Below are 17,429 nucleotides of genomic sequence, written 5' to 3' on the forward strand. Positions count from 1 at the left end.
CATTTGTGTGTGCGCGGAGTCGACCGAGTGAAGCCCACAAAAGGAGAACGCTCATGACCCTACCTGATGACCCAAGACCGCAGGTCGAGATCGACGACACCGAGGACCGCATGGGAAGCGTCCACGAGCTGGATTTCAGTGAGCGTCGTGATGAACGCCAAGGGCGTGTCGGTGACGAGCGTCCGGCGCGCGAGATCGCCGAGGATTATCCGCCCCGACGTGTCGCCGAAAGCGGCATGACCGGTGGCGAGGCCTTGAGCGACAGCTTGCACGAGGACAACGTCACCCTGGACGACCTGAGCCCGGACACGTTGTTCGATGAAACCGGTGCTCGCGACCCTGATGAGCCTGGTAGCGGTAGCAGACCTGCTGACCAGACCCTGCGGCATGTGGACGCTCACGAGATCGGAGGCGGCATCGGGCTGGACGAGGCGGAGCTGGCTCGCTCGGCGCCGTTGGACGGTGAGCCGTGGACCGATGAGGTGAGCTCTGAAGATGACAGGAGAGAACCCTGATGAACGAGCAACGTTGTTCCTGCAACCACTGTTCTTGCACCGTGGATGCCAATACTGTGGTCCAGGATGGCAAGGCTTATTGCTGCGAGGCCTGTGCTACGGGGCATCGCAATGGCGAGCCTTGTCGTATGGCGGACTGTAATTGTGGTGAGCTGACCCAGCCGAAGGATAGCTCGGTCGATAATGCGCTGGATGAAACGTTCCCGGCGAGTGATCCTATTTCGCCGTAGGATTGCTTTGCGAGCGGGGTGGTTTTTACAGATGTGAGCTTATTCGTTTGCGAGGGTGACTATGCGTCTCCCTCGTAAATGAAAGTGCTTATGACTTTTAAAACACGCACTCTGAAAGTTGAATGCTAGAGGGGTGGGTTTTTACAGTTGTGAGCATATCCGTTTGTGAGGGTGACGCTTAGTCACCTTTTCGCCCTTACGGCGAGTCACTTTTTGTCAGACGCGACAAAAAGTAACCAAAAAACGCTGCGCTCCATTCATCCGGCCCTGCGCTTCGCTCCGGGTTCCCTCACTCCGGCCTTGCTCCCGGGAGGACCGCGCTGCAGGGCCCATCCTGGGCCCCAGCGCTTGACGGGCATCCATGCCCGTCACCTCCCTTCGCAAGTCCTGCGTTCGGCCTCCTGAAGTCGCGGAGGTACGGGCGGAGCCTGGGCTGGCGTAGCTGTCGCTAGTGAGGTATGAGGCTGGATTCTTGATCGGCAACGGCAACGGCAACGGCATTGAGATTGCCTTGTAAGGACGCTGGCGCGGCTCAAGCCATTTTGCGTAAGGCTTCTAAGCGCGCGATGGATCAGGCACCGCCAATCGCGACTTCAGGAGGCCGAGTGGAGTTCTTGCGGAGGGAGGTGACGGGCAGGGATGCCCGTCAAGCGCTGCGCCCCAGGACGGGGCGTTCAGCGCGGTCCTCCCGGGAGCAAGAACGGAGCGAGGGAACCCCGGAGCGAAGCGTAGGGGCCGGATGAATGGAGCTAGCGGTTTTTGCCTTCTTTTGCCCGCGTGCAAAAGAAGGTCGCCGTAAAGGCGAAAAGGTGACTCTGCGTCTCCCTCGTAAATGAATGTGTTTATAACTTTCAAAACACACACTTTGAAAGTTGAATGCTAGAGGGGTGGGTTTTTGTAGTTGTGAGCATATCCGTTTGCGAGGGTGACGCTTAGTCACCTTTTCGCCCTTACGGCGAGTCACTTTTTGTCAGACGCGACAAAAAGTAACCAAAAAACGCTGCGCTCCATTCATCCGGCCCTGCGCTTCGCTCCGGGTTCCCTCACTCCGGCCTTGCTCCCGGGAGGACCGCGCTGCAGGGCCCATCCTGGGCCCCAGCGCTTGACGGGCATCCATGCCCGTCACCTCCCTTCGCAAGTCCTGCGTTCGGCCTCCTGAAGTCGCGGAGGTACGGGCGGTGCCTGGGCTGGCGTAGCTGTCGCTCGTGGGGTATGAGGCTGGATGCTCTTGATCTTGCTTCTAAGTGCGCGATGGATCAGGCACCGCCAATCGCGACTTCAGGAGGCCGAGTGGAGTTCTTGCGGAGGGAGGTGACGGGCAGGGATGCCCGTCAAGCGCTGCGCCCCAGGAGGGGGCGTTCAGCGCGGTCCTCCCGGGAGCAAGGACGGAACGAGGGAACCCCGGAGCGAAGCGTAGGGGCCGGATGAATGGAGCTAGCGGTTTTTGCCTTCTTTTGCCCGCGTGCAAAAGAAGGTCGCCGTAAAGGCGAAAAGGTGACTCTGCGTCTCCCTCGTAAATGAATGTGTTTATAAGTTTCAAAACACACACTTTGAAAATTGAATGCTAGAGGGGTGGGTTTTTACAGTTGTGAGCATATCCGTTCGCGAGGGTGACGCTTAGTCACCTTTTCGCCCTTACGGCGAGTCACTTTTGTCAGACGCGACAAAAAGTAACCAAAAAACGCTGCGTTCCAATCATCCGGCCCTACGCTTCGCTCCGGGTCCCCTCACTCCGGCCTCCTGAAGTCGCTGAGGTACGGGCGGTGTCTGGGCTGACGTAGCTGTCGCTCATGAGGTATGTAAGCGTCCGCCCAACTCACCTTGCGTGAGCTGGGCCGGAATCCACCTACGGAGTAGCAACCCGTCCTTAGTGGCCTCTTTGTCAGCTCCGGCACCCTAGCGAGACTGCGCTGCTTGTTGACTGGAAGACGTTGCAGCACACTAAGTGTCCAACGTAAGGAGACGACCCCACATGAAGGATACGCCGAGCATCCCCCTGATTATCCTCGATGTTCAGGATGCTATCGATCAGCCTGTTTGGAATGGTAAAAGCCACCCTGGCTATTTGTCCGTAATCCAACGCCTTCTGCGGCACTGGCGATCAAATGGCTGGCCTGTCCTTCATGTGAAGCATGATGAAGAGAATCCCACCTCCAGCTATCACGTTCATGGCCCTTGGAATGGGATCAAGAAAGAAGTGGCTCCGATAGAGGGCGAGATTGTCATCATCAAACATGAGAACTGCGCATTCATAGGAACTCAATTGGATGCCATTCTCAAAAGCATGCAAGTAAAACGCATTGTGTTGACCGGTGTTGTGGTTCATAACAGCATGGATGCCACTATTCGAGCCGGGAAAGCGCTTGGGTACGAAATTATTCTTCCTGCGGATGCCACGACTGCTGTACCCGTAATCGGGCCGCAAGGAACGTGTTGGGACGCCTCAACCGTTTATGAGCTGACCTTGGCCATACTGGGCACCGAATATGCCCAGGTCATGTCATCAGATGATGTGATCACAGCTCTGCCTATGAAAGTAGCGGCAGGCCCCCACTGATGCGGTAGCAAGTGCCCGATTTTACTGGCCCCGCGGGGTCGGCAGCCGCATCAGAACGTCCTTGAGATAGGCGTACGGATCGTGCCCATTCATGCGCGCTGAGGTATGAGGCTGGATGCTCTTGATCTTGCTTCTAAGCGCGCGATGGATCAGGCGCCGCCAATCGCGACTTCAGGAGGCCGAGTGGAGTTCTTGCGGAGGGAGGTGACGGGCAGGGATGCCCGTCAAGCGCTGCGCCCCAGGAGGGGGCGTTCAGCACGGTCCTCCCGGGAGCAAGAACGGAACGAGGGGACCCCGGAGCGAAGCGTAGGGGCCGGATGAATGGAGCTAGCGGTTTTTGCCTTCTTTTGCCCGCGTGCAAAAGAAGGTCGCCGTAAAGACGAAAAGGTGACTCTGCGTCTCCCTCGTAAATGAATGTGTTTATAACTTTCAAAACACACACTTTGAAAGTTGAATGCTAGAGGGGTGAGTTTTTACAGTTGTGGGCATATCCGTTCGCGAGGGTGACGCTTAGTCACCTTTTCGCCCTTACGGCGAGTCACTTTTTGTCAGACGCGACAAAAAGTAACCAAAAAACGCTGCGCTCCATTCATCCGGCCCTGCGCTTCGCTCCGGGTTCCCTCACTCCGGCCTTGCTCCCGGGAGGACCGCGCTGCAGGGCCCATCCTGGGCCCCAGCGCTTGACGGGCATCCATGCCCGTCACCTCCCTCCGCAAGTCCTGCGTTCGGCCTCCTGAAGTCGCGGAGGTACGGGTGGTGCCTGGGCTGGCGTAGCTGTCGCTCGTGGGGTATGAGGCTGGATGCTCTTGATCTTGCTTCTAAGCGCGCGATGGATCAGGCGCCGCCAATCGCGACTTCAGGAGGCCGAGTGGAGTTCTTGCGGAGGGAGGTGACGGGCAGGGATGCCCGTCAAGCGCTGCGCCCCAGGAGGGGGCGTTCAGCGCGGTCCTCCCGGGAGCAAGAACGGAACGAGGGGACCCCGGAGCGAAGCGTAGGGGCCGGATGAATGGAGCTAGCGGTTTTTGCCTTCTTTTGCCCGCGTGCAAAAGAAGGTCGCCGTAAAGGCGAAAAGGTGACTCTGCGTCTCCCTCGTAAATGAAGGTGCTTATAACTTTCAAAACACACACTCTGAAAGTGGAATGCTAGAGGGGTGAGTTTTTACAGTTGTGGGCATATCCGTTCGCGAGGGTGACGCTTAGTCACCTTTTCGCCCTTACGGCGAGTCACTTTTTGTCAGACGCGACAAAAAGTAACCAAAAAACGCTGCGCTCCATTCATCCGGCCCTGCGCTTCGCTCCGGGTTCCCTCACTCCGGCCTTGCTCCCGGGAGGACCGCGCTGCAGGGCCCATCCTGGGCCCCAGCGCTTGACGGGCATCCATGCCCGTCACCTCCCTCCGCAAGTCCTGCGTTCGGCCTCCTGAAGTCGCGGAGGTACGGGCGGTGCCTGGGCTGGCGTAGCTGTCGCTCGTGAGGTATGAGGCTGAATTCTTGATCGGCAATGGCAACGGCATTGAGATTGCCTTGTAAGGACGCAGGCGCGGCTCAAGCCATTTTGCGTAAGGCTTCTAAGCGCACGATGGATCAGGCGCCGCCAATCGCGACTTCAGGAGGCCGAGTGGAGTTCTTGCGGAGGGAGGTGACGGGCAGGGATGCCCGTCAAGCGCTGCGCCCCAGGAGGGGGCGTTCAGCGCGGTCCTCCCGGGAGCAAGAACGGAGCGAGGGAACCCCGGAGCGAAGCGTAGGGGCCGGATGAATGGAGCTAGCGGTTTTTGCCTTCTTTTGCCCGCGTGCAAAAGAAGGTCGCCGTAAAGGCGAAAAGGTGACTCTGCGTCTCCCTCGTAAATGAATGTGTTTATAACTTTCAAAACACACACTTTGAAAGTTGAATGCTGGAGGGGTGGGTTTTTACAGTTGTGAGCATATCCGTTTGCGAGGTTGACGCTTAGTCACCTTTTCGCCCTTACGGCGAGTCACTTTTTGTCAGACGCGACAAAAAGTAACCAAAAAACGCTGCGCTCCATTCATCCGGCCCTGCGCTTCGCTCCGGGTTCCCTCACTCCGGCCTTGCTCCCGGGAGGACCGCGCTGCAGGGCCCATCCTGGGCCCCAGCGCTTGACGGGCATCCATGCCCGTCACCTCCCTTCGCAAGTCCTGCGTTCGGCCTCCTGAAGTCGCGGAGGTGCGGGCGGTGACTGGGCTGACGCAGCTGTCGCTAGTGGGGTATGACGCTGGATTCTTGATCAGCAACAGCACTGAGATTGCCCTGTAAGGACGCCGGTGCGGCTCAAGCCACTTTGCGTAAGGCCTCGATCAACTCTCCCTTGCGCATGGTCGAGCGACCGGCAATGTGCTGTTTACGCGCACGGTCCATCAACTCGGCCTTGGTCATGTCCTCCAGCTGTTGTCCGGAACGGGGCACGCCATGCTTCGTCGCGACAGCACGCCGGGCCGAGGACTCCCGTGCCGTGGCCTTGGCCGTCGGGCTTTTCCGTTGCCCCGAACCGCCTTTGCGCTCACCCCCTCCGGACTGCTTGTTGACCGTGGCCCAGGCGCGGGCTTCGGCTTCGTCCTTGGACACGCCCTTGGCCTCGTAGCTCTGTTCGATATGCTCGGCCTTGCGTTTCTGTTTATCGGTGTACTTGTCTTTTTCTCCACGTGGCATGGTCGTTCTCCTCTACGTCAGTGGGTCTGCCAGACACCGTTGCTGCGTTCGCAATCGCTACGCGCCTGGCCCAGGCTGGGGGTGTCGTAGTAGTAGGTGATGATCCGCGCGTCCTTGGGCACGGTGGGGCGGGTGGAAGGCTCGCTGCGCCCCGCGGCATCGGGGTTGGCCAGGGTTTCCTGGGTCAGCGGTGCGATGCAGCTGCCGACGCTGCCGTCGGCGCAACGCTCGACTCGGCGTTTCTGGCTGTTGAGCATCTCCTTGCTTTCATTGCTGCACGACCAGGCAATCGCTTCGGCCGGCATGTTGGCGTAGCTGTAGCAGGTATGCTGCTGCACCGGGTTGACCGCCTCGCTGGATGAGCGCGTGACCACGTCGCAGCCTTCGGCCATTGCCTGGCCGCTGGCCAGGGTGGCCAGCAGTGCAATACATGGAACGATCCGCATGATGTACCTCCCGGGCCCCACGGCCCATCAGCGCTTGTCGAGGGCTGGCTCGACCTGTCGGCGCAAGGCCTTGGCGCGTTTCTCGAGGATCAGGTAGGTGACCACCGCCAACAGCAGCGGGATCAGGTAGTACAAGGTTCGATAACCCAGCAACGCGGCCACCAGCGTGCCCTGGCCGAGCTGGCCATGGAGCAGGGCCAGGAAAACGGCCTCCAGCACCCCAAGCCCGGCGGGAATATGGGCGACCACGCCCGCCACGCAACTGATCAGCAACACACCCAGCACCGAGGGATAGAACAGCTCCGGTGGCAGCAGCAGATGGATCAACGCCGCCATCAACGCCCAGTTGCTTGCACCCAGGGCCACCTGGCACAACGCCAGGCGCAGACTCGGCAGGGTGACTTCATGCCCGCGCAGGTCCCACGTGCGCCGCTTGGCGAAGGCACAGGCGAAGAGGTAGGCCAACGCGACCACGACCATCAACACGCCGATCAGCCGCAGGCCGCCAGCGCCTACCGTCCAGTTCTCCGGCAGCTTGACCAGGCCCAAGGCGAATACGGTGCCGGCCAACAGCAGGTAGCCCATCCAGTTGGTCAACAGGCCCAGGGTGAGGATGCGGGTGATGGTCGGGGTATCCAGGCCCAGCCTGCCATACAGCCGATAGCGCAGGGCCACGCCACCGACCCAGGTGGTGAAGTTGAGGTTGAACGCATAGCAGACGAATGCCACCGGCAGCACCTGCCGAGCTGGCAGGCGGTGGCCGGTATAGGCGCGGGCGAGCAGGTCGTAGCTGGCGAACACCAGGTAGCTGCACAGCGCCAGCAGCAACCCCAGGACCAACGTCGAGGGCCGGTAGGCCCGCAGCGACTGGCTGACTTCGTTCCAGTCCAGGTTGCGCGCCAGGGTGAATAGCAGCACCGGGATCAATACCATGAACAGCACGGTCAGCAGGGGTTTGCCCCAGGTCTTCCAGCGTGGCGTGGCCATCAGGTCTTGCCCTCTTGGTAGTCGGCCGGAGCCTCGCTTTCGCTTTGCAGCGACTGCAGGCGTTGCCGGTGTGCAGGGAACCAGCCGGCGATACGCGGGAAATAGCGGGTGATATGGAAGCCCAGGAAGATCAAGGGGGCACGCCACCAGTAACCGCGCACCATGCGCTCCAGCGTCACGGCCTTGCAGTGTTCGCGGGTCAGTTCGCTCAAGTGTTGGTAGAGCATTTCGTTGAACGCCCGGTCGCGGATCAGCAGGTTGGCTTCGAGGTTGAACGACAGGCTTAGTGGGTCGAGGTTGCTCGAGCCCACCGTGGTCCACTCGTCGTCCACCAACGCTACCTTGCCGTGCAGCGGGCGCTGGCAGTATTCGTAGATGCGCACCTCGTCACGCAACAGGTAGTTGTAGAGCAGCCGGGAGAGTGCGCGGACCCAGCGCATATCCGGTTGCCCCTGAAGGATCAGGGTCACCTCGACCCCGCGCCGAGCGGCGTTGCGCAATTCGCGCAGCAGGCGGTAGCCGGGGAAGAAGTAGGCGTTGGCCACGACGATACGTTGCCTGGCTTCGCGCAGGGCTTGCAGATAACAGACCTCGATATCGGTGCGGTGGCGCCGGTTGTCGCGCTCCACCAGCACGGCGCTGGCCGGGCCTGCGGCGATGTTGTTCGGCTGGACTCGGCTGGCGGCATCCAGCACGGGGGCGAGCATTCGGCAGGAGGACGCGTGCACCTGGCCCACTACCGGGCCGACGACCTCCACGGCGTAGTCCTGCTTGGCTTGTGGGCCGAAATCACCGAGGTGGTCGGCGCTGTAGTTGATACCGCCGATGAACGCGCGTTGTCCGTCGATCACCAGGATCTTGCGGTGCAGGCGACGGAACAGGTTGGTGCGCATGCCGGCCAATCGTGGTTGCGGATCGAACGAATGGAAACGGACCCCGGCCTCGGTCATCGAGGCGATGAATGCGTCGGGCAGGTCGGCGGTGCCGTAACCGTCCACGGCGACTTCGACCCTTACCCCGCGCCGAGCGGCGTCGATCAGGGCCTGGCGCAAGGCCTGGCCGACCTTGTCGTCGTAGATGATGAAGGTCTCGAGCAGTATTTCCTCACGAGCCTGAGCCATGGCCTCGAGCACGCGCGGATAGTACTGCTCGCCGTTGACCAGCAACTGGACGTGATTGCCTTCGCTCCAGGGCAGCTTCATAGCGTCACCTGCGCGACCAGCGGGGCATGGTCGGAGAGGTGTGACCACGGGTATCTGGACAGTACCCGGGCGTCGCTGGCTTGTGCGTTGCGCAGGTAGATGCGGTCCAGGCGCAGCAGCGGCAGGCGCGCGGGAAAGCTGCGCGCCGGCTTGCCGAAGGCTTCGACCAGATGCCCCGAGAGCCGCACATCCGCTTTCAGGCGCCAGTCGTTGAAGTCACCTGCGACGATAACCGGCTCGTCCGAGGGCAGGCTGTCCAGCAACGCCAGCAGCAGGTCGACCTGTTGCTGCCGGTGCTCCTCGCGCAGCCCGAGGTGCACGCAGATCGCGTGCACCTGCTCGTGGCCCGGCACTTCGAGCTGGCAATGCAGCAGGCCGCGCTCCTCGTTGCCGCGGATCGTGACGTCAAGGTTATCGTGGGCGCGGATCGGAAATTTGGACAGGAGGGCATTGCCATGGTCGCCATGGGGATAGACCGCGTTGCGTCCGTAGGCGAACTGCGGCCACATGCTGTCGGCGAGGAATTCGTACTGAGGTGCCGTCGGCCAGGTCGGGTGGCGCTCGGCATGTTGCTGATGGCTGCCGTGTACTTCCTGCAGGAACACCAGGTCGGCCCCGGTCGCGCGCACCGCCTCGCGCAGTTCCGGCAGGATGAAACGGCGATTGAACAGGGTGAAGCCCTTATGCACGTTGAGGGTCAGCACCGTCAGGCGGTGCACGGCGGTCACCTTGTCGATGATGCAGCGTGGGGCGGGCAAGGTTCCGTTCATAGCGACTCCTGCGGTTCGACGCCGGGCTCGGTCACCAGCTCGCCGTCAAGGCCGAGCTTGCCCAGCAGGCGGCGGGCATCGTAAGGGGCATGCACCTTCTGGTCATTGTCGAAGTAGCAGTACACGTCACGGGAGGCACGTTTTGCCGGCGCGCGACGCACGACGCGCTGGGCATCCTCCGGCTGACCGCCTGCCGCCCAGGCCTGGATACGCATGCGCCAGCGGCGCAGCGCGCTGGCGGTATAGCCGCTGCTGTAGAGCTCGACATCGCCATGCAGGCGCAGGTACATGAAGTCGGCCGTGACCTCCTCGACATAAGGCCATTTGCCCGCGCTGTCGGCGACCACCAAGGCGACCTTGTGTTTGCGCAACAGGTCGATGAAGGTGTCGCAAAGGAAGCTGGGGTGGCGGATTTCCACGGCGTGGCGCAGGCGTGCGTTGCCCTTGATGGCAGTCCCACCGCTGCCTTGCAGGCGCTCGGCGGCGTCTCGGGCAATGCGGCGGGCGGCCGAGCGGTCATGTGGGAGCTTGGCGAGAAAATCGCTGAACCGCTGCACGTCGAATTTCAGGTTTGGGGGAAACTGCCAGAGAAAAGGCCCAAGCTTGTCACCCAGCAGCAAGGGGCCCGAGGCGAAGAAGTTGGCCAGCGCTTCGTCGATCTCGCGAAGCCTGCGCACATGGGTGATATAGCGTGGCGCCTTGACCGAAAACACGAAATCGTCGGGCGTCTCGTCACGCCAGCGCTCGTAGCGTTCAGGGGTCTGCAGCGCGTAGAACGAGCCATTGATCTCGATGCTGTTGACTGCCCGCGAGGCGAACGCCAGTTCGTCGTCCTGACGCAGCCCCTTGGGGTAGAAATCCTTGCGCCATGGGCCATAGCGCCAACCGGAAATGCCAATGCGGATCTCGCTCACCACAGCCCCCTGGATTGATGTACTCATCAGTAGCGACCCGTGGCGGATCGAGAGGGTTCAGCAGGATTGACGAGTGGCGTTACCTGGAAAGCGCGGGGCCTTCAGCCATCGGATTGTTCTTCTGGAGGTACCTGGCCTTCCGGCCAGTCGGGTGCCTCTTGTTGCGGGTCGGGCGCGGGTATCTTCTCGCCGGGATCGTGTGGGACTTCATCGACATAAGGATCTGGATGATTGGGGTCGCTCATGGTCGGTCTCCTGGGCAGGTAGGTCAGTCGCTTTTGTCAGCCATGAGGGGTCACCTCTGGTCGAACACAGGAACGCCTGTGTTCAGCTGTGACCAGGGCGCGAGTCATCGCACTGCAAAGATTCTCGGATTTCCAGACCAATTGCCTGAAGGACCGCGGGACAAACATTTAGCGGGTGAACAACAGCAGTACTGCGCGTGGCCTGCATCGCGAGCACGCTCGCCGGTGGGGGAAGAAAACCGGAACTTTGCCCGTGCTAAGGGGCTCCACCGCATGCAGGAGCACACATCGAGGTAAACCATGAAATTCGATCGATTTGCCCAATGGTTGGCCAACCGCAGTGGACGTCCGATGACCTTCGCCATCGCACTAGTGCTCATCATTGTTTGGGGGGTGAGCGGGCCGTTGTTTGACTTCAACGATACCTGGCAACTGGTGATCAACACCTCTACCACCATCATCACCTTCCTGATGGTGTTCCTGATCCAGAATACCCAGAACCGCGACAACGACGAGTTGCACATTAAGATCGACGAGCTGCTGCGCACCACCAAGCGGGCGCACAAGGCGCTGCTGGACCTTGAGGACATGGGGCCGGCTGAACTGCATGCGCTGCGCAAGCATTACCAGCGGATGGGTGAGCACGACTCGGCAAAAGCGAGCCGTGATGCTCAGGAAAAGGACACGTCTGACTGAGCCTGGAAGAAGACCGGGCCAGTCAAATGATTCACCTAACTGACCCGATCGACTCCGTGATCTCTTCTAAAAGCGCTGTTCCACGGCACTGCAGTAGGGGCGAATGAACATCGCCACACTGGGCGGCGAATCCAGCCAGGTGCCCGTGGCCCGCGCTTTGACGGCGCAGCGCCAGGTCAATAGGGCACCGAACCGCACAGTGTCTCTATGGCCTCGACCAGTTCGTCATAGCCCACCGGCTTGTTCAGATGGCGATCGAAGCCTGACTGGCGTGAGCGGTACTGGTCGGCGCTGGCGCCGTAGCCGGTCAGGGCAATGGCCGGTGTGTAGCGCAGGTGCTCCAGGCCCCGTAGCGCCTTGATCAGGGCATGGCCGTCCATTATCGGCATGCCGATATCGGACAGGATGATCTCGTAGCGTCCGCCGGCGGCGGCCTCGAGCGCTGCTTGCGGGTCGCTGTAGGCCTCGACGTTCGCACCTTCCATCTCCAGCAACTGCTGCATGACCTCGAGGATTTCCTTTGAATCGTCTACCAGCAGCACCTTGATACCGTCCAGGCGGCCGTCGCTGGGCTGCTCGGGCGCGTCTGGCGGGGCCTGGTGCTCGGGTGCGGTCAATGGCAGGGAGACCGTGAAGGTGGTGCCGCAACCAAGCCCCGGAGAATAAGCCGCCACCGTCCCGCCATGGGCCTCGACCAACTGGCGCACCAGCGACAGGCCGATGCCCAGCCCGTCGCGGTGGTTGCCGGACGACTGCGGGGCAGCCTGGGTGAACAGGTCGAAAACGCTCTCGAGGCTATCCGCGGTCAGGCCCACGCCCTGGTCGATCACTTCCAGATGGGCTTGTGTGTCTCGCCTGGCGAGCGCCACGCGAATCTCGCTGCCTGCGGGGCTGAATTTCAAGGCGTTGTTCAGCAGATTCCAGATGATCTGTTCGAGCCGCGTGCCATCGGCATCGACGTAGACCGGCGCGCCATCGGCCGGCAACGCCAGGCGCACGGTGCAAGGATGCTGCTCGTTGAGCACCACCGCATGGATGCCCTGTAGCACTGCGCACAGGTCGATCAACTGGGTCTTGAGCTTGAGCTTGCCGGTGCGGATGCGGGCGACGTCGAGCAGGTCGTCGATGATCCGCGCCTGACTGGATACTGCGTCACAGATGATCCCGACAGCCTTGCTGGCGGCGCTGGCAGACTTCACCGCCGGCGAGCGGCGCAGGATCTCGGCGTTGAGCTGGATCAGATTCAGGGGATGCTTGAGCTCGTGGGACATGACGGCGAAGAACTCGTCCTTCATGTGGCTGCTGCTCTGCGACTCGGCCAGTTGCTTGCTCTGCTCGTCGTGCAGGCGCTTGTGGCCGGTGAGGTCGCGGGCGATCTTCACGTAGCCGCGCAGGCTGCTGCCCTTGAGGCGGGAGACCTCGCCGCTGCAGTAGAAGCGACTGCCATCCTTGCGCACGTGCCAGCGCTCGTCCTGGCCGCGGCCATGGAGGCGGGCGCTGCGCAGCTCGTGTTCCGGCACACCGCTGGCCTGATCCTGTTCGGTGAAGATCAGCTGATAGTGCTGGCCGAGGACCTCGTCCTTGCCATAACCGAAAATCAGCGCGGCGCCGGTGTTCCAGTCGGTGATCAGACCTTGCTCGTCAAGCAGGATGATGGCGAAGTCATGGGTGCTTTCGGCCACCAGGCGCATGCGTTCCTCGCCCTGGCGCAAGCGTTCTTCCGCGGCGCGGCTCTGGCTGATGTCGATGAAGGTCAGTACGGTGCCATCGACATTGCGCTCGCTGGCCCGGTAGGGCAGCAAGCGGGCCAGGTACCAGTGCTGGTTGTGGCCGACCACCTCGCGTTCGATGGTGGTCTCGCGCTCGACCACCGCACGGGCGTCGTCGGCCAGGCCGGGGTAGTCGAGACGATGGGTGATATCGAGTAGCGAGCGCCCGGTGTCCACCGGCAGCATGCTGAAAATGTCGGTGGCCCGTGGGGTGAACCAGCGGATGCACAGGTTACGGTCGACGAAGACCGTGGCGATGTCCGTCGAGGCGATCAGGTTGCTCAGGTAGTCGTTGACCTTGTCGGTCTCCTCGACCTTGGTCTTGAGCTCGTAGTTGACCGTCAGCAGCTCTTCGTTGATCGACTGCAGCTCCTCCTTGCTGGTTTCCAGTTCCTCGCTGGCCGAGCGCAGTTCCTCGTTGATCGCCTGCATTTCCTCGTTGGAGGCGGTCAACTCCTGGCTGGAAAACTCCGATTGCTCGATGGTTTCCTGCAGTTGCAGCCGCGTGCGGTGCAGTTCGCGCTCCAGGTTGCTCAACACCATGCCTTCGGTCTGCTCGACGGCTGCGTTGGTGCTGGCGCTGCTATCGACTTCTACCGTCTGGAACACCACCAGCAGGCAATCGGTACCACTGGGGTCGTCCTGGTGCGGCTGAATCAGGATTTGCACGGTAGTGGGGTGTTCGTCGAGGTTGACCGCGACACTGCGCGAGGTCACCGCCTGGCCGCTGCCTTGCGCTTGCAGCATGGTACTGCGCAGGGCCGGCCGCAAAGGCGCGATGATCAGGCTGAGCAGGTTGTGGCTGAGCTCGCCACCCGCATGGCGCAGGAAGCGCCCGACACCTTCACTCATGTGCAGGATATTGCCCTCGCTATCGACCACCAGGCTGGGCGGCGTGCAGCGGGCGAGTGCGCGGTGGTGGATCTCGGCGTAGGACAATCGGCGAGTGCTACGCGCGCGGGCCGGTGGCGCGAGCGCAGGCTCCGGGGCCTGCAGGCGCGGCGGATGGCTGGTGGTCGGCACTTCTCGGGCGCGGAAGATACGGTTGCGTTTGTCCACGGCGACGAACAGCTCGGCCGCAAGGTCAGTCGACTCGGAGCTACCAAGGAATAGATGGCCGCCTGGACGCAGGGCGAAATGGAACAGACGCAGGATATCGCGCTGCACCTCGCGGTCCAGGTAGATCAGCAGGTTGCGGCAGACGATCAGGTCAAGCTGGGAGAACGGCGGGTCGGATAGCAGGTTGTGACGGGCGAACAGGACCTTTTCCCTGATTTCCTTGCGTACCCGCAAGTGCTGTTCTTCCTTGATGAAGAACTGGCGCAGGCGCGCCGGTGACACGTCGGTGGCGATGGCATCCGGATACCGGCCGGCGCGACCGATAGCGATGGCGCGTTCGTCGAGGTCGGTGGCGAATACCTGCACCTGGGCACTGCGCTGTTCCACCGCCAACTGTTCGGTCACCAACATCGCCAGGCTGTAGGCCTCCTCGCCGGTGGAGCAGCCCGCTGACCAGAGGCGTACCTCGTGCGCGGACTCTTCGCTGGCATCCTTGTTGACCAGGCCGGGCATGACATGGCGCTGCAACGCTTCGAACGCTTCGCGGTCGCGGAAGAAATTGGTCACTCCGATCAGCATGTCGGCCAGCAGTGCCCGCGACTCCTCCGGATGGCGTTGCAGGAAGTCGAGGTAGCCGGCCAGCTCTGTCTGGCCGGTGACATGCAGGCGGCGTTCGAGACGGCGCAGTACGGTGGCGCGCTTGTAATGGCTGAAATCGTGCCCGGTATCGCCTTGCAGCGTCAGCAGGATCTCATCCAGCAACGGGTCACTTGCCGCCGGGTCGCCTTCACGCTCTCCCAGTGGCGGCGGCAGGCTGTCGTCCTCGATTTCCGGCAGTTTCACCTGGCGCGCCGTGCGCCACAACTCGACCAGGCGCCCAGGCATTTCAGCCACTGGCAGCAGCATGTCGACCATACCGGTGGCCAGCGCTGCACGGGGCATGTCGGGGTACTCGGCATCATCGGGTGCCTGCACCAGGGTCACGCCACCTTGCTCCTTGATGCGCGTCAGGCCTACGGCGCCGTCGCTACCGGTTCCCGAGAGCACGACGCAGAACGCATGGTCCTTGTGCACGTCGGCCAGATCGCGAAAAAACAGGTCGATGGCCACGTGATCGCCGCGGCTGCGCTTGGCCGGGGTTACCCGCAGGTAGCCGTCGTTGGTGGACAGGCGATTGGCCGGCGAGATCACGTAGACATGGTTGCGTTCGATCGGCACCGGCTCGCTGACCTGGCGTACCGGCATGCGGGTGACAGCCTGGATGATCCGGTCGGCCTGGCTCTGGTGGTCCGGTGAGAGGTGTAGAACGACGACGAAGGCCATGCCGGAGTCGTCCGGGGCGTGCTGGAAGAAACGACGGATCGCCTCCAAGCCGCCGGCTGAGGCGCCGATGCCGACCACGGGGAAGTCCAGGTGGCTGGGGCTGAGCGCCGAGTTGTGCGGCGAGGCGAGGGACGTTTTGCTGGACGACTTCATGGCATCAGCCTTGTACGGACCGGGAAATGGCCTGGGGCGAATCGCCGGGCACTGGGCGCAGATTATAGGCTGGCGCTCACTTTGGCGATGAGCGGTTGCCCTCGATGAGGGCCAAATGCTCGATGGCCTCCTGATAACGCTCGGCGGCCTTGCGCCGCAGCCCCTGGTAATGGTCGAAGTCAAAGGCGTCGAGCCCGACGCCTTCGAGTAGGGCAAAGGCTGCGCGGTCGAGTTCATAGGCGCTGGCGAACAGCCGGCGATTCTGCTCCAGAGCGAGCTGTTGGCAGGCGCGGGTCATGGGCATGGGAGCTCCGGTAGGCGAGGTGGTATTCAGACCTATGACTACCGCGCAGGCAAATTAGTGCGAACGTTTTGACCGGATGGCTCTTTTCTATTTCGGCGGCGACCAACGACTGTGCCCGTGGCCTGGGGACAAATGGCAAAATCTGTACATGAAGATAGAATATCTGTACATCATGCTATCTTTGTACAGTATTAGGCCGCGCTTGAGGTCAATATGGTTCACCCTGCTCGTTGGACGTGCCTGTTCCTGCTGATCGTTGCGTTTTCGGCGACGGCGGACTGGCGCTCGCAGTTGCCCGGAGCGCAGCGGTTGGGTGCCGGTGAGTTCACTTGGTTCGGCCTGCGTCTTTACACCGCCCAGCTATGGACGCTGGGGCCGGCGCTGGACTGGAACCGGCCGTTCGCCCTCGAGCTTCTCTATCACCGGTCGTTGTCAAAGGACACGCTGGTACAGGCCAGCCTCGAGGAAATGGATCGTCTCAACGCTGGCGGCATCGCGCCACAGCAACGCCCGGCTTGGACCCAGGCGCTCGAAGCGGCATTCGTGGACGTGCGCCCCGGGATGCGAATTACAGGCTTGTACCTGCCGGGGCAGGGGTGCCGCTTTTACGTCGAGGGTGAATTGAGCCGCGAAATCAACGACCCGGCCTTTGCCCGGGCATTCTTTGCCATCTGGCTCGATCCGCGTGCCAGGGACCCACAACTGCGTCAGCGCCTGCTCGGGCTGACTGGCAGTGAACGAGGACGCTGAATATGTACAAAGCACTGTTGCTGGCGTTGTGTCTGCTTCTGGGCAGCTGTGGCAATGTCGGGGTCGAACGCTATGCCCAGGAGCAGCCGAAGCTCGACCTGATGGCGTTCTTCTCGCGGCCGGTACAGGCCTGGGGGATGTTCCAGAAGCGCTCCGGTGAAGTGGTCAAGCGCTTTCATGTGCGCATCGATAGCCGTCGTGAAGGTGAGCATCTGATCCTCGAAGAACATTTTCTCTACAGCGATGGCACCCGCCAGGAACGCACCTGGCGGTTGGTGCCCGACGGCCCTGGCCGCTGGCGCGGAACGGCGGGGGACGTCATTGGCGAGGCGAGGGGGGAAGTGGCGGGTAACGCGTTGCGCTGGCGTTATCAGCTTGACCTGCCTGTCGATGGGCGTAACTGGCAAGTGGACCTGGACGACTGGATGTACCTGATGGATGACGACACCCTGATCAATCGCTCGAGTATGAGCAAGCTGGGCGTGGAAATCGGCCAGATCACCCTGTTCTTCCGCCGCCTCCCGGAGGGTACGCCGTGAACCTGGTCACGCTGTTTCAATGGGTCTCGACCGGCGAAGCGAAGGCGCTGGAACTGCTGTCGCTGGAGGGCGGCTTCTACCTTCTGCGTGCCTTGACCGACGCTGGCCCCGTGACTCTGAACGATGCCCATGGGCAGCCCTTGCGCGTGCGCTCCACCACCGAGCTACGCCAGTTGCTGACGGGCCTGCCAGCCGTGCCCTGCACGCTGGTGCAGCACGTTGTACATGATGAGATGTGCGGGCAACGTGACGGCCCCATCGAACCACTACGCGTCCCGATAACGCTCGCCAGCCAGTGGTAGGCGAA

16 protein-coding genes and 1 pseudogene are annotated in these 17,429 nt (G+C 61.9%); 7 read left to right on the forward strand and 10 right to left on the reverse strand.

Translation table 11 applies throughout. From position 1 onward, the window contains the following. Positions 1-53: 53 nt before the first annotated feature. The 3 genes from ACMGGG_RS09470 (at position 54) to ACMGGG_RS09480 (ending at position 3,302) form a co-directional block, all read left to right on the forward strand. Positions 54-515 carry a hypothetical protein gene (locus tag ACMGGG_RS09470; protein WP_054894177.1) on the forward strand — a complete coding sequence of 154 codons (462 nt, stop codon included), beginning with the start codon at positions 54-56 and terminating at the stop codon, positions 513-515. Continuing rightward, positions 515-745: a metallothionein gene (locus tag ACMGGG_RS09475; RefSeq protein ID WP_081255230.1), complete on the forward strand. Its 231-nt coding sequence runs from the start codon at positions 515-517 to the stop codon at positions 743-745. The genes ACMGGG_RS09470 and ACMGGG_RS09475 overlap by 1 nt, the downstream gene beginning before the upstream one ends. A 1,972-nt stretch (positions 746-2,717) precedes the next feature. Continuing rightward, complete coding sequence (locus tag ACMGGG_RS09480) at positions 2,718-3,302, forward strand: isochorismatase family protein (RefSeq protein ID WP_054895655.1); 585 nt, start codon at positions 2,718-2,720, stop codon at positions 3,300-3,302. Here ACMGGG_RS09480 and ACMGGG_RS09485 read toward each other — a convergent pair. From ACMGGG_RS09485 to ACMGGG_RS09520, 8 genes and pseudogenes are all read right to left on the reverse strand, one after another. Then, positions 3,296-3,404, reverse strand: a pseudogene (locus tag ACMGGG_RS09485) (transposase domain-containing protein); the annotation flags it as partial. The gene ACMGGG_RS09480 and the pseudogene ACMGGG_RS09485 overlap by 7 nt on opposite strands. A 2,183-nt stretch (positions 3,405-5,587) precedes the next feature. Beyond that, complete coding sequence (locus tag ACMGGG_RS09490) at positions 5,588-5,965, reverse strand: Rho termination factor N-terminal domain-containing protein (RefSeq protein ID WP_414155344.1); 378 nt, start codon at positions 5,963-5,965, stop codon at positions 5,588-5,590. Positions 5,966-5,982: 17 nt separating this feature from the next. Beyond that, positions 5,983-6,411, reverse strand: a complete 429-nt coding sequence (locus ACMGGG_RS09495; protein WP_414155345.1) for a hypothetical protein — start codon at positions 6,409-6,411, stop codon at positions 5,983-5,985. Between the two features lie 27 nt (positions 6,412-6,438). After that, complete coding sequence (locus tag ACMGGG_RS09500) at positions 6,439-7,398, reverse strand: lysylphosphatidylglycerol synthase domain-containing protein (protein ID WP_414155346.1); 960 nt, start codon at positions 7,396-7,398, stop codon at positions 6,439-6,441. Continuing rightward, complete coding sequence (gene clsB / locus ACMGGG_RS09505; RefSeq protein WP_414155347.1) at positions 7,398-8,600, reverse strand: cardiolipin synthase ClsB; 1,203 nt, start codon at positions 8,598-8,600, stop codon at positions 7,398-7,400. Before clsB ends, ACMGGG_RS09500 begins: the two co-directional genes overlap by 1 nt. Further along, positions 8,597-9,370, reverse strand: a complete 774-nt coding sequence (locus ACMGGG_RS09510; protein ID WP_112898062.1) for an endonuclease/exonuclease/phosphatase family protein — start codon at positions 9,368-9,370, stop codon at positions 8,597-8,599. Before ACMGGG_RS09510 ends, clsB begins: the two co-directional genes overlap by 4 nt. Beyond that, positions 9,367-10,311 (reverse strand): DUF72 domain-containing protein, encoded by a 945-nt coding sequence (locus ACMGGG_RS09515; protein ID WP_239502749.1) that lies wholly within the window; start codon positions 10,309-10,311, stop codon positions 9,367-9,369. Before ACMGGG_RS09515 ends, ACMGGG_RS09510 begins: the two co-directional genes overlap by 4 nt. Positions 10,312-10,385: 74 nt before the next feature. After that, entirely contained in the window at positions 10,386-10,529 is a 144-nt protein-coding gene (locus ACMGGG_RS09520; RefSeq protein ID WP_153774704.1) for a hypothetical protein, read from the reverse strand. Positions 10,530-10,829: 300 nt separating this feature from the next. Between ACMGGG_RS09520 and ACMGGG_RS09525 the strand changes: the two genes are divergently transcribed. Further along, positions 10,830-11,225 (forward strand): low affinity iron permease family protein, encoded by a 396-nt coding sequence (locus tag ACMGGG_RS09525; protein ID WP_054894636.1) that lies wholly within the window; start codon positions 10,830-10,832, stop codon positions 11,223-11,225. 176 nt (positions 11,226-11,401) lie between these two features. Here the strand turns inward: ACMGGG_RS09525 and ACMGGG_RS09530 are convergent, their stop codons facing one another. Both ACMGGG_RS09530 and ACMGGG_RS09535 read right to left on the reverse strand, forming a co-directional pair. Next, the gene (locus ACMGGG_RS09530; protein WP_414155348.1) at positions 11,402-15,529 is read right to left on the reverse strand and encodes a CheR family methyltransferase; all 4,128 of its coding nucleotides are present in this window, start codon (positions 15,527-15,529) and stop codon (positions 11,402-11,404) included. 76 nt (positions 15,530-15,605) lie between these two features. Then, on the reverse strand, positions 15,606-15,833 hold the full coding sequence (locus ACMGGG_RS09535) for a hypothetical protein (protein WP_414155349.1): 228 nt from the start codon (positions 15,831-15,833) through the stop codon (positions 15,606-15,608). Positions 15,834-16,046: 213 nt separating this feature from the next. On the opposite strand from ACMGGG_RS09535, the gene ACMGGG_RS09540 reads away from it, so the two are divergent. Genes ACMGGG_RS09540 through ACMGGG_RS09550 form a run of 3 tightly spaced genes read left to right on the forward strand, consistent with a single transcriptional unit; the run spans position 16,047 to position 17,424 of the window. Beyond that, complete coding sequence (locus tag ACMGGG_RS09540) at positions 16,047-16,583, forward strand: chalcone isomerase family protein (RefSeq protein WP_414155350.1); 537 nt, start codon at positions 16,047-16,049, stop codon at positions 16,581-16,583. 2 nt (positions 16,584-16,585) lie between these two features. Further along, the gene (locus ACMGGG_RS09545; RefSeq protein WP_063544630.1) at positions 16,586-17,122 is read left to right on the forward strand and encodes a DUF3833 domain-containing protein; all 537 of its coding nucleotides are present in this window, start codon (positions 16,586-16,588) and stop codon (positions 17,120-17,122) included. After that, positions 17,119-17,424 (forward strand): DUF6482 family protein, encoded by a 306-nt coding sequence (locus ACMGGG_RS09550; RefSeq protein WP_063544632.1) that lies wholly within the window; start codon positions 17,119-17,121, stop codon positions 17,422-17,424. Before ACMGGG_RS09545 ends, ACMGGG_RS09550 begins: the two co-directional genes overlap by 4 nt. The last annotated feature ends 5 nt before the right edge of the window (positions 17,425-17,429 follow it).

Source organism: Pseudomonas sp. BNK-44-b (genome assembly GCF_047456245.1).
Classification (GTDB): Bacteria; Pseudomonadota; Gammaproteobacteria; order Pseudomonadales; family Pseudomonadaceae; genus Aquipseudomonas; species Aquipseudomonas machongensis.